The sequence below is a fragment of the Kitasatospora sp. NPDC051164 genome (assembly GCF_044455625.1).
In the GTDB taxonomy this organism is placed as follows: Bacteria; Actinomycetota; Actinomycetes; order Streptomycetales; family Streptomycetaceae; genus Kitasatospora.
On the sequence record NZ_JBITFB010000007.1, the window covers coordinates 116,036 to 128,208 of the forward strand.

Annotated in this window: 8 protein-coding genes; all 8 read right to left on the minus strand. The window is 74.4% G+C overall.

Going from position 1 to position 12,173, the window contains the following annotated elements:
• Positions 1-74: 74 nt before the first annotated feature.
• Positions 75-3,563, minus strand: coding sequence for a dTMP kinase (tmk, locus tag ACIBEC_RS12615; RefSeq protein WP_360496169.1), 3,489 nt, complete (start codon positions 3,561-3,563; stop codon positions 75-77).
• Between the two features lie 216 nt (positions 3,564-3,779).
• Entirely contained in the window at positions 3,780-6,653 is a 2,874-nt protein-coding gene (gene topA, locus ACIBEC_RS12620; RefSeq protein ID WP_360496172.1) for a type I DNA topoisomerase, read from the minus strand.
• Between the two features lie 408 nt (positions 6,654-7,061).
• Complete coding sequence (locus ACIBEC_RS12625) at positions 7,062-7,520, minus strand: DUF3592 domain-containing protein (RefSeq protein ID WP_360496175.1); 459 nt, start codon at positions 7,518-7,520, stop codon at positions 7,062-7,064.
• A 224-nt stretch (positions 7,521-7,744) separates the two neighbouring features.
• On the minus strand, positions 7,745-9,277 hold the full coding sequence (locus ACIBEC_RS12630; protein ID WP_360496178.1) for a methyltransferase: 1,533 nt from the start codon (positions 9,275-9,277) through the stop codon (positions 7,745-7,747).
• Positions 9,278-9,705: 428 nt separating this feature from the next.
• Positions 9,706-10,461, minus strand: a complete 756-nt coding sequence (locus ACIBEC_RS12635) for a hypothetical protein (RefSeq protein ID WP_360496181.1) — start codon at positions 10,459-10,461, stop codon at positions 9,706-9,708.
• 175 nt (positions 10,462-10,636) lie between these two features.
• Positions 10,637-11,005 carry a cyclophilin-like fold protein gene (locus ACIBEC_RS12640; RefSeq protein WP_360496184.1) on the minus strand — a complete coding sequence of 123 codons (369 nt, stop codon included), beginning with the start codon at positions 11,003-11,005 and terminating at the stop codon, positions 10,637-10,639.
• A gap of 213 nt (positions 11,006-11,218) precedes the next feature.
• A complete protein-coding gene (locus ACIBEC_RS12645) occupies positions 11,219-11,638 on the minus strand; it encodes an ATP-binding protein (protein WP_360496187.1) in 420 nt (139 codons plus the stop codon).
• A gap of 159 nt (positions 11,639-11,797) precedes the next feature.
• Positions 11,798-12,139, minus strand: a complete 342-nt coding sequence (gene bldG, locus ACIBEC_RS12650; RefSeq protein ID WP_360496190.1) for an anti-sigma factor antagonist BldG — start codon at positions 12,137-12,139, stop codon at positions 11,798-11,800.
• Positions 12,140-12,173: the final 34 nt, after the last annotated feature.

The window sequence follows — 12,173 nt, forward strand, 5'->3', positions numbered from 1 at the left end:
GCCGGGGACCTACCCCGACGGCGCCGCCCACACCGTGTCCGGTCAGCACCGTGTCCGGTCAGCACCGTGTCCGGTCAGCCCCGGCGGCCCCAGCGCCGGCCCTTGCCCTTGCCGTCACCGTCCTTGCCGTCGCCGCCCTGGCCCTGGTCGTCGCCGTCGCGCGGATCCGCAGCACGCTGCGGGCCACCCTGGCCCTGGCCCTGGCCCGGGTTGCCGCCGTGCTCCCAACGCGTCCACTCGTCGTGCGAGCCGAGCAGGGTGTCGGTGAGGCTCGGCAGGTCATCCATCGGCGTCTCCTCGGCCCACTCCGGCCGAGGCCGCTCGGCGACCGGCTGCGGCTGCGGCTGCGGCTGCTGAGCCTGAGGCTTCGCCGGGGGCTGCTGCCGAGGCGGCTGGGCCTGGCGCCGAGGCTCCGTGGCGGGCTCCCCGCCGACCACCGGCAGCTCACGCGTGCTGTCCACCGGACGGTCCGGCTCGACCCGCGGCAGCACCGCGGTCCGGTCGGCCTCCGCCGGGACCGTCGGCAGCACGGCCGTCTCGTCCACCGCCGAGGCCGGCACCACCGGCAGCTTGGCGGTCGCGTCGACCGCCCCGGCGGCTCCCGCCGCCTTGCGCGCCTCGGCGGCCTCGGCCGCCCGGACCGCGGCCTGCCGGTCCCGCGGCGACAGCTCGCGCGTCGCCTCGTCCCCGAGCCCGTCCGCCGGACCCTGCGCAGCATCCCGAACCCCAGCAGCTCGAACCGCAGCAGCCCGAACCGCAGCGTCGTCCGGGGTGTCCCGGACCGCCCGCAGCTGCGTGGTCACGGCATCCCCGCCCGGTGCACCCGGGGCCGCCCCCGGCCCCCCGGTCGCCCGGTCCTCCGCCGTCTCGGCCGCCGCAGCCGCGGCCGCCAGGGCGGCGGCCTGCGCCAGCCGGGCCTCCTCGGCCCGCTGCAGCGCCTCCTCCGCCCGGCGGCGCTGCTCCTCGCGGGCGAGCTCCCGCTGCCGCTGCAGCTCGGCCTGGGCGGCCGCGTCGTCGGCGATCCGCTTGCGCTCGGCGGCCTCGGCCGCCAGCCGGGCCTCCTCCACGGCGCGGAGCCTGGCTTCCTCCTCGGCGCGGCGCTTGGCCTCCTCCTCGGCCCTGCGGCGCGCTTCCTCCTCGGCCTTGCGCCGGGCCTCGGCGGCGGCCCGCTCGGCCTCCTCCTTGGCCAGCCGCTCCTTCTCCGCCTGCTCGGCGCGCAGCTGCGCCAGCAGCTCCTGCCGCTTGCGCTCGGCGGCCTCCTCCTCGGCCTTCTTGCGGGCCTCCTCGGCGGCGCGGCGCTCGGCCTCCTCACGGGCGAGGCGCTCCTGCTCGGCGCGGGCGGCCTTCTCCTGCTCGGAGAGCGGCAGCTCGCGGTCGAGCCGGTGCCGGATGGCGGTGGTGACGGAGCCGGGGGCCTGGCTGCCGTCCACGACCAGGTAGCGCGCCGGGTCGGCGGCCGCGAGGGCGAGGAAGCCGGCCCGGACCCGCTGGTGGAACTCGGTGGGCTCGGACTCAAGCCGGTCCAGCGCCTCGGTGAAGCGCTCCCGGGCCCTGGTCGGGTCGACGTCCAGGACGACGGTCAGGTCGGGCAGCAGTCCGCCGGTGGCCCAGCGGGAGATCCGGGCGACCTCGGTGGCGGCCAGGTCGCGCCCGGCGCCCTGGTAGGCGATGGAGGAGTCCATGTACCGGTCGGTGATCACCACGGCGCCGCGGGCGAGGGCCGGGCGGATGACGTTCTCGACGTGCTCGGCGCGGTCGGCGGCGTAGATCAGCGCTTCGGCGCGGTGCGACAGGCCGGTGTTGCCGACGTCCAGGACGAGGCCGCGCAGCCGCTGGCCGACCGGGCTGCCGCCGGGCTCGCGGGTGAGCACGACCTCGTGCCCCTTCCCGCGGATCCACTCGGCGAGTGCCTGAGCCTGGGTGGACTTGCCGGCGCCGTCGCCGCCCTCGAGGGCGATGAAGAAGCCGGTGCCCGCGCCCCGGTGCGGGACGGGGCCGGCGGCGCCGCGCACCGCGTCCACCAGGTCCCGGCCGAACGGCACGGTGCCGCGCCGGTCGTCGGTGCGCAGCAGCACGACGGCGGCGAGCACCAGGGTGAGCAGCCCCGCGGTGGCGACGGCGAGGGCCGCGCCGCCGTGGATGAAGGTGAAGGAGCCGGGTTCGACGGTGCCGTACTCGACGTCCCCGTAGGCGGCGGCGATCAGCGGGACGACGACCAGCGCGGCGGCGACCACGGTCCGCAGCACCGCGACGAGGTGCTCGGTGACCCTCGGCAGCCGGGCCTCCTCGACCTCCTGAGCGAGCAGGGTGCGCCCGGCCGAGACGACGATCCCGGCGGCCAGCGCGGCCAGCACGGTGAGCAGCAGGACCAGCACGAAGTCCAGCACCAGCCCGGCCAGGATCAGCGCGACGCCCTGGGTGAGCAGCGCCAGCGCGAGCAGTCGGCGGCGGGAGAGCGAGGGCAGCGTGGCCCGGGTGAGCCGGGCGCCGAGGGCGGGCGCCGCGGTGGCGGCGAGGACCAGCAGGCCGTAGCCGATCGGCCCGGCCCGGTGTTCGGCGGCGGTGAGCAGCGCGAGCGCGGCGACGCCCGCCATCGAGGCGAAGCCGGCCGCGACGGCGAAGGTGAAGTACGGGGCGCTGCCGGTGCGGCCCTTGCCCAGCGCGGGACCGGGTGCCGAGTCGGTCGGGGCGCGCAGGCCCTGCAGCGGGGAGACCGGGGCGACGGCCACCGGGCCGCCGGGCAGCTGCTGGAGGTAGCCGCGGGTCGCCGAGGCGGCGAACAGCCCGGCCGCGCCGAGTGCCGCGAAGGTGAGCTGGTGGGCGCGGAGCCAGTCCGAGCCGACCGCCGCGCCGATGTTGTTGAGCAGGGTGAAGCCGACCAGGCCGACGGCGGCCAGCGGCACGGTGACCCAGCCGGTGAAGCGGTCGATGCCCCGGACGGTCTCCAGGTTCGCGGCCGCGGGCCGCTGCTCGGCGGCCGGGGCGTAGGGGTTGGCCGGCGGCAGCAGGCCGGGGACGGCGGCGGCCTTGGCGATCCCCCAGACCCGCTCGGCGGCACCGGTGACGAACACGGTGGCGAGCAGGACGTAGGTGGCGGCCCCGGAGGGCTTCGAGCCGGAGCCCAGCCAGACGGTCCACCAGGGCGCGAGGCCGATCAGCAGGGCGCGCAGCGCGTCGGCGCCGACCAGCGTCCAGCGCCGGTCGAGCTTGCCTGCGACCAGCCGGTGCACCGGGCCGAGCAGCGCCACACCGACCAGGCCGGTGGCCGCCACCCGGACGGCGAGGACCGCCGCGAGGGCGAAGGCGAGGCTGCGCGGCAGGTCGCCGAACCGGCCGCCCAGGGCGGCTGCGATCACGGTGAGCGCGAGCAGCACCAGCAGGCCGAGCCGGTCGGCGGTGCCGCCGATCAGCTGGGTGGTCCACAGACGCCGGTAGGCCCGGGTCCGCAGCAGTGCCCGGGCCCGGTCCACCGGGGTCCCGGCGGGCGCGACCTCCGGCAGGTCGGGCGTCGCGGCTCTGGCGGCCGGGGCGGCGCTGGGGGTGGGCTGCTCCTCGCTCGTCATACGGTCAGCGTAGCGGGCGGGGCTTGGCCGGATTGTGGCGAACGCGCTTCCGGATCCCGCTCATCACCGGGTTGTGACGTTCCCCGCACAGATCCGCGCACAGATCCCCACGCGGGCCCCGCACAGATCCCCGACCACCTCCCGCCCGGTCCCCGGCAGCCGACGGGCCCGTACCCCCGGGATCGGGGGCACGGGCCCGTCGGCGGTGATCGGGGATCAGTCCTCGTCGGTCGCCGTGGTCTTGGCAGCGGCCGTCTTCTTGGTCGCCGTCTTCTTCGCCGCCGCCGTCTTGGTCGTGGTCTTCTTGGCGGCGGTCTTCTTCGCGGCCGCGGTCTTGGTGGCCGTGGCCGCCGTCTTGGTCGCGGTCGCCTTCTTGGCGGCGGTCTTCTTCGCCGGGGCCTTCTTCGCCGTCTTCTTCACCGGTCCGCGCGCCCGCTTCTCGGCGAGCAGCTCGTAGCCGCGCTCCGGCGTGATGGTCTCGACGTCGTCGTCCTTGCGCAGCGTCGCGTTGGTCTCGCCGTCGGTCACGTACGGGCCGAAGCGGCCGTCCTTGACCACCACCGGGCGCTCGCTGACCGGGTCGTTGCCCAGCTCCTTGAGCGGCGGGGCGGCGGCGGCCCGGCCGCGCTGCTTGGGCTGGGCGTAGATCGCCAGCGCCTCGTCGAGGGTGATCGTGAAGAGCTGGTCCTCGCTGGTGAGCGAGCGGGAGTCGGTGCCGCGCTTGAGGTACGGGCCGTAGCGGCCGTTCTGCGCGGTGATCTCCGCGCCCTCGGCGTCGGTGCCGACCACGCGCGGCAGCGAGAGCAGCCGCAGCGCGTCCTCCAGGGTGACGGTGTCCAGCGACATCGTCTTGAACAGCGAGGCGGTGCGCGGCTTGACCGCGTTCTTGCCGGTCTTGGGCGTGCCCTCGGGCAGGATCTCGGTCACGTACGGGCCGTAGCGGCCGTCCTTGGCGACGAGCATGTTGCCGCTGACCGGATCCGGGCCGAGCTCGAAGTCGCCGCTGGGCTTGGCCAGCAGCTCCTCGGCCAGCTCGACGGTGAGCTCGTCCGGCGGCAGCTCGTCCGGGATGTCGGCGCGCTGGCCGGGCTCGCCCTCGACGGCGGAGGCACGCTCGACGTACGGGCCGTAGCGGCCGACCCGCAGGGTGATGTCGTCGCTGATCCGGAACGAGCTGATCTCCCGGGCGTCGATCGCGCCGAGGTCGGTGACCAGTTCCTTCAGGCCGCCCAGGTGGTCGCCGTCGCCGTTGCCGGCCTCGGCGGCGCCGCCCACGGCGTGGCCTTCGCCCTCGCCGAAGTAGAAGCGCTTCAGCCACGGCACGGACTTGGCCTCACCGGCGGCGATCCGGTCGAGGTCGTCCTCCATCTTGGCGGTGAAGTCGTAGTCGACCAGTCGGCCGAAGTGCTTCTCCAGCAGGTTGACCACGGCGAAGGAGAGGAACGACGGGACGAGCGCCGTCCCCTTCTTGAACACGTACCGGCGCTGGATGATCGTGTCGATGATCGACGCGTAGGTGGAGGGGCGGCCGATCTCCCGGTCCTCCAGCTCCTTGACCAGCGAGGCCTCGGTGTAGCGGGCCGGCGGCTTGGTGGCGTGGCCCTCCGGGGTGATCCGCTCGGCGCCCAGCGGGTCGCCCTGGGCGACCTGCGGCAGCCGGCGCTCGCGGTCGTCGAGCTCGGCGTTCGGGTCGTCGGCGCCCTCGACGTAGGCCTTGAGGAAGCCGTGGAAGGTGATGATCTTGCCGGAGGCGGAGAACTCGACGTCCCGGCCGTCGGCGGAGGCGCCGCCGACCCGGACGGTGACGGACTGGCCGACGGCGTCCTTCATCTGGGAGGCGACGGTGCGCATCCAGATCAGCTCGTAGAGCCGGAAGTCGTCACCGGTCAGGCCGGTCTCGGCGGGGGTGCGGAAGCGGTCGCCGGAGGGGCGGACGGCCTCGTGCGCCTCCTGCGCGTTCTTGACCTTGCTGGCGTAGGTGCGCGGGGCGTCCGGCAGGTAGTCGGCGCCGTACAGCTGGGTGACCTGGGCGCGGGCGGCGCCGATCGCGGTCTCCGACAGCGTCGTGGAGTCGGTACGCATATAGGTGATGAAGCCGTTCTCGTACAGCTTCTGGGCCACCTGCATGGTCCGCTTGGCCCCGAAGCCCAGCTTGCGGCTGGCCTCCTGCTGGAGCGTGGTGGTGCGGAACGGCGCGTACGGCGAGCGGCGGTAGGGCTTGGACTCGACGCTGCGGACGCTGTACGCGGTCTGCTCCAGGGCGGCGGCCAGCTGCCGGGCGGCCTGCTCGTCCAGGTGCAGGGTGTTGGCGCTGCCGGCCTTCAGGCGGCCGTCCGAGCCGAAGTCGCGGCCGCTGGCGATCCGCTTGCCGTCGACCGAGGCGAGCCGGGCGCCGAAGGTCTCCGGGTTGGCGGAGTCGGCCGGGGTGCGACCGGTACCGAAGGTCCCGACCAGGTCCCAGTACGAGGCGGTGCGGAAGGCAATCCGCTCACGCTCGCGCTCGACCACCAGCCGGGTGGCGACGGACTGCACGCGGCCCGCCGACAGCTTCGGCATGACCTTCTTCCACAGCACCGGCGAGACCTCGAAGCCGTAGAGGCGGTCGAGGATGCGACGGGTCTCCTGGGCGTCGACCAGGCGCTGGTTGAGCTCGCGCGGGTTGGCCACGGCCTCCTGGATCGCCGACTTGGTGATCTCGTGGAACACCATCCGGTGCACCGGCACCTTGGGCTTGAGCACCTGCTGCAGGTGCCACGCGATGGCCTCGCCCTCGCGGTCCTCATCGGTGGCGAGGAAGAGCTCGTCGGACTCCGCGAGCAGCGACTTCAACTTGCTGACCTGGGACTTCTTGTCCGCGTTGACCACGTAGATCGGCGCGAAGTCGTGATCGACGTCCACTCCGAGTCGGCGCACCTCACCGGTGTACTTGTCCGGCACCTCGGCCGCGGTGCTGGGCAGGTCGCGGATGTGCCCGACGCTCGCCTCGACGATGTAGCCGGGGCCAAGGTAGCCCTTGATCGTCTTCGCCTTGGCCGGCGACTCGACAATGACGAGTCGCTGTCCGTGCGCGGTCTCGCTGCTCGGGGACACCTTCGCTCTTCTCTCCCGGTCCTTATGTGGCTGGTCGGCGCTGGCAGCACGGGCTGCGCTCCGCCCGACCCCTCCACCGTCCCGGGGCCGCCGCTGCACGACACCCCACCAGCGGAGTGTGACCGTACCCCGGCCACCCTTGTCAAACGGACGGATACCGCGTTTTCACTTGCCGGGCTCACCGACGCCACTCGAACGGTAACCCGATGACGGAGGTTCCCGCCCCGTGGAGGGCGGCCTTCGGCAGGTTCCGGAGGATGGAATGACGGATTTCAAGATCTGTCAACGGAAAATCGACGGTGGATCGACCGGTGGGCGGGTCGGCGGGCGGACCGGCGGGCGGACCGACCGGCGCCGGGGTCCCGTCGAGGGCGCGGCCGGGGACGGCCGCGCGCGTGGGTGGCCCGCTCAGCCGCCAGCCGCCGCCAGGAGCCCGGCGCCCGCTGCCAGACAGGCCACCCCCAGGGCGCTCCACAGCAGGTCGGCGACGACCGCCCGGCCGATCTCCCCGGCCGCCAGCACCACCCGGCTCGGGTGCTGCGGGTCGTAGCAGATCCGCACCGGGGCGCCGGGCGCGAAGCGGTCCGGACGGCGCAGCGGGGTGTGCCCGCGCGGCCGGGTGAGCACGAGCCCGGCGATCCGGCACGCGCCGGAGCCACCGGCCGAGGTCGGCACCGAGAAGGAGAGTAGCGGCGCACTGTCCAGCTGACCGTGCGCGTCGTCCTCGGCCATCACCGTGGCCACCGCCGCCACCCCGCGACGGCGCACCCGGTGGCGAAGGCGCACTTCGGCCGCGCACCAGAGCAGCAGCACGCCACCGAAGAGGGCGAGCACCAGCCCGCCCACCGTCGCCGTCGTCGTGTCCACCCCTGGCCCCCGACTCCCCAGCTCTGTCCACAGCCTGTGGACAGAGCCTCACAGCGGAGAGCCAACGGGGGGCAGCCGTTCGAAGACCGCCGGACGAACCAGGGGGGACGGGCGGGTGAACCGGGCCCGGCGGGCCGGTCCGTCGGCGGGCCGACCCTGTCTGCGGGCCGGTCCGGCGGCGGGGTGCGCTCAGCGAATGGCTTGGCCCAGCGGACCGGGTCGGCTCAGCGGACCGGGTCGATGAACCCCTGCTCGGTCAGCAGCCGCAGCGACTCCGGCACCCGGTCGCGCAGGACCACCCGGTCCTCGCCGAGCAGCTGCGCGATGGCGTCCACGATCTCGCCCGCCGACAGCGTCCCGTCGCAGACGCCGACGAAACCGGCGCCCACCGTGTCCACCTTGGTGGCCCGCCGCATGCCCCGGTTGTGACGCAGGATCACGTGCTCCGGGTCCTCCGCGCCCGGTGCGCCGACCTGCTCCTGGACCACCTCGTCGGCCAGCACGTAGCGGGCCGCGAGCAGGCCCGCGTCGTCGTGCGAGCGGAGGAAGTCCTGCCGGTCGAACCAGGCCTCGATGTGCGGGCCGAGCGGCTGCTCCACCGGGTGCGGCCACTCCTCGACCCGGACGGTCGGGCGCTCGGCGCCACTCGCCCGCAGGGTGATCCACCCCATGCCGATGCCCTCCACCCGGCCGGCCTCGAAGGCGTCCAGCCACTCGCCGTAGCGGGCCTGGTAGTCACCGCCGGGGCCGCGGTGGTCGCCGCCGTCGCGCAGCCACAACTCGGCGTACTGGGCCACGTCCTGGACCTCGCGCTGGACGACCCAGGCGTCCAGGCCGGTGCCCGCGACCCAGCCGGCCAGCCGCTCGTGCCAGTCCTCGCCCTTGACGTGCTGCCAGTTGGCGAGCAACTGGCAGTAGCCGCCGGGCTCCAGGTGGTCGGCGGCCGAGCGGACCAGGCTGCGGCACAGGTCGTCGCCGGCCATCCCGCCGTCGCGGTAGGTGAACCGGCCGCCGGGCGAGATGACGAACGGCGGGTTGGAGACGATCAGGTCGAACTTCCGTTCCCCGACCGGCTCGAAGAGGCTTCCCGCGAGCGCCTCGGTGTGGTCGAATCCGGACAGCGCCAGGGTCAGCTCGGTGAAGCGCAGCGCGCGCGGGTTGAGGTCGGTGGCGGTGACCGTACCGGCGTGCCGGGCCGCGTGCAGGGCCTGCACACCGGAGCCCGCGCCGAGGTCCAGCGCGGCCCGGACCGGGCGGCGCACGGTGATGTTGGCCAGCGTCGTGGAGGCACCGCCGACGCCCAGCACCAGGTCCTTGCGGGCCACGCCGTGCGCGGTCTCGCCGGAGCCGATGCCGCCCGCGCCGCCCACCGCACAGCCCAGGTCGGAGACCACCCAGGCATCCGAACTGGGCATCCCGGACACCTCGTTGGCGTACGGCCGGACGTCGACGGTGGCCCGCACCAGGTCCCCGTCGGGGCGCAGCCAGCCGTCCGCCAGGCAGTCCTCCACCGGCAGCGCCGCGGCGGCCGCCCGGTACGGCACCGGCTGCTGCAGCAGGAACAGCCGCACCAGCGTCTCCAGCGGGCTGCCACCGCGCGTCGCGCGCAGCGCCGGAACGGCCTCGCTGCGGGCCAGCGCGGCATAGCCGGTGGGCCCGAGCAGGTCCAGGCAACCGTCGGCGGTGAACGAGGCGGCGAGCAGCGCCTCACGCAGCTTGGCGAGGCGGGTCGGGTCGAGAACGGGGCTACTGGTCACCCCGCCATTGTCCCCCGCCGGTTCCCCACCGCCCGCCTCCGGGCCCGACCGGCCCGTACATCGCCGCCCCCGTCCGGGCCCGCCCGCCGGGAGCGTCCCAACGGGAGCCCGAGCCGCACCGCGCGCCCCCACCGGGCTTCCACACGCCCGGTCGTACGCCCCGGAGCTCAGGCTCTGCGGCTCCCCGCTCGGCGGTGCTCGCTCTCGTCCTCACCCGTACCGTGCGGACGCCTCGGCCGGTCGCCCGGTACACCCGGGCCGCGCGACACCCCGCCTGCGACGCGCAGCAGCCGGTGCCGCTCCTGCGAGCGGCACCGGCTGCTACTGCTGTCCGTCCCTCTTCACGCCTTCAGGCCTTCAGGCGGCCTTCAGGCGGTCTTCACGCTGCCGCCGACGCCGTGAAGGCGGGATCGGCCCTCGGCCCCCGGTCAACTCGCGGCGGGAGCCGGGGTGGTGGCCGGGGCGGCCGGGGTGGTGGCACCGGCGGCGGGGCTCGCGGTGTCGGTCGCGCCGGGCGCGGGGGTGGTGGCAGGGGCGCTCGGGGTGGCGGTCGCGCCGGGGGTCGCGCCCGCGCCGGCGGGTGCCGGGGTGCCGCTGGCGCCGGTGCCCGCGCCACCGGTCGGGGCGGTCGGGGCGGTGGTCGGGGACGGCTTGCAGCCCTCCTGCTTGGCCATCGCCGCACCGAGGTCGCCGCGCTGCAGCTTGCTCTGCGCCTGGGTGGAGAGCGAGGCCAGCTGCTGGATCTGGTCGGCGACGCTGCGCAGCCCGTCGGCGAACTTCGCCTGGTCGTTGTTGGGTAGCGCGTCCAGCTTCTTCTGGACCTCCTGGTAGCCGTCGGCCGCCTTCTTCAGCTCGTCGACGGTGTCCTTCTGCAGGGTCGCGCCGTCCTGCACCTTGGGCGCACCGGCCCCGTCGATGGCGGCCGCGATGTCCTGGTTGGTCTTGGCCAGCCGCCCGATGTCCGTGGAGAGCCGCTTCTGCAGGTCGGCCGGGGCCTCGCCGGTCTTCACCTGGCCGGTGTCGGCGAGCGCGGTCTGGGCTTGGGCGATCGGGTCCTTGGCCGCGCCGCAGACGCTCGACGCCCAGGACTCCAGCTGCTTGCTGTTGTCGTCGCCGCCGCAGCCGACGGCGCCGAACGCCAGCAGCACGCCGAGGACGGGTACGGCCAGCAGTCGCTTGTTCACCGGGAGAAGCCTTTCGGTTTCGGTCGTCATCGGTCGTCGAACCTACACGGCCGGTTCCCGCCCCCGGTTCCCGGTTCCCGCCTGCGACGTCCCGCCCCGGGCCTCCCCGGGACCGCCCGCGGGCCGTTTGCGGCCCGTGCCCGGCCCGTCCCGGTGCCCCGCCCCCGGCCGCGACTCAGGCCCGCTCGACCCTGATCGGATCGCCCGGGCGGACGGTGCGCAGCACTGCGGCGTCCCCGTCCAGCGCGCCCAGGACGTTGCAGGGACTGGCCAGCCGGCACTCACCGTCGCGTGAGATCGGCGTCGGCCCGTACGGCAGGGCGAGGCTGTCGCCGTCGGTCCACAAGGCGACCGTGCCGGGTTCCACGACCTGCCGAGCGCCGGCCTCGCGCGGCACGCTGACGGGCGTGCCGAAGTAGACCTCCTCGCCCCAGGTGCTCGCCGAGGAACCGATCGGCAGCTCGGCCCAGAGCGCCTCGGCGGTGGGGGTGACCGTCAGCGTGGCGGTGGCCTGCCCGGCCGGCCACAGAATGCGAATCTGCATGGACTTCCTCTTCCGCGACGAGGTCCGATCAGGGATCGGACCCGGTCGTGCCGGAAGCAGCGAACCGCCACACTCAACATTTTGTCAACGCACGCCCGGGGACTGGACCCCGGTCGCGCGCGAGAAACGCGAAGACGCGCGAGAAACACGAAGGACGTGAAAGACGAAGGACACGAAGGACGCGAAGGACGCGACCACCGCGGAAGTGGGGCCTCAGACCGCGACGGAAGCGACCGAAACCGGCCAGCTCATCCGAATCAGGCCACCGTCCGTGCCGTTGGTGACCTCCAGGTCTTCGACCAGGCCGGTGATCACGGCGAGGCCGAGGGTGTCCTCGGCCGGCTCGCCGCCCTCGGCAGCGCCGGAGGCCGGGACGGCGGGGGGGCCGGCCTCGTCCTCGACCTCGATGAGGAAACGCTTCTCCTGGTCGGTCAGCGCGACCCTGACCGTGCCGCCGATGCCGCCCCGCTGGTGCAGGCCGACCGCGCGGGAGCACGCCTCGCCGACCGCGAGCCGTACCTCGTCGAGCACCGACTCGTCGACCCCGGCCCGTCTGGCGACGGCCGCGGCGACCAGTCGGGCCGTCCGCACGTGCTCGGGAAGCGCGCTGAATCGAAGTTCGACGGTTGCCATCTCTCCCCCTCGGGGTGCTCCGACCGGGGCCGGAAGTACGGCCCCTACGGGCCGGCTGGACCGGCCCAGAGGCGGCCGGGACGCGCCGGGCCGCACCGGCCCAGGCACCCCGGACGCGTGGAAACGGGCGGGCCGGCCACGAGGACCGGCCCGGCCGCGTCAGTCGGTCGCGTTGACCGCGTCGTCCACCGAGGTGTGGATCGGGAAGACCTTGGTCAAGCCGGTGATACGGAAGATCTTCAGGATGCGCTCCTGGTTGCAGACGAGGCGCAGCGAGCCCTCGTGGGCGCGCACCCGCTTCAGGCCGCCCACCAGCACACCCAGGCCGGTCGAGTCGAGGAAGTCGACGCCTTCCATGTCGACGACGAGGTGGTACTTGCCGTCGTTGACGAGCTCGACCAGCTGCTCCCGCAGCTTCGGGGCGGTGTACACATCGATCTCGCCGCCAACCTCGACGACCGTGCGATCGCCGACTGTACGGGTCGACAGGGACAGGTCCACGGAACCTCCAGCACCTTGCCTTGCTACGTCATGT

What these genes read in the sequence shown, in the direction of transcription:
- tmk (WP_360496169.1), bottom strand. Translation starts at nt 3,563, where the DNA reads ATGACGAGCGAGGAGCAGCCCACCCCCAGCGCCGCCCCGGCCGCCAGA.
- ACIBEC_RS12640 (WP_360496184.1), bottom strand. Translation starts at nt 11,005, where the DNA reads ATGCAGATTCGCATTCTGTGGCCGGCCGGGCAGGCCACCGCCACGCTG.
- ACIBEC_RS12645 (WP_360496187.1), bottom strand. Translation starts at nt 11,638, where the DNA reads ATGGCAACCGTCGAACTTCGATTCAGCGCGCTTCCCGAGCACGTGCGG.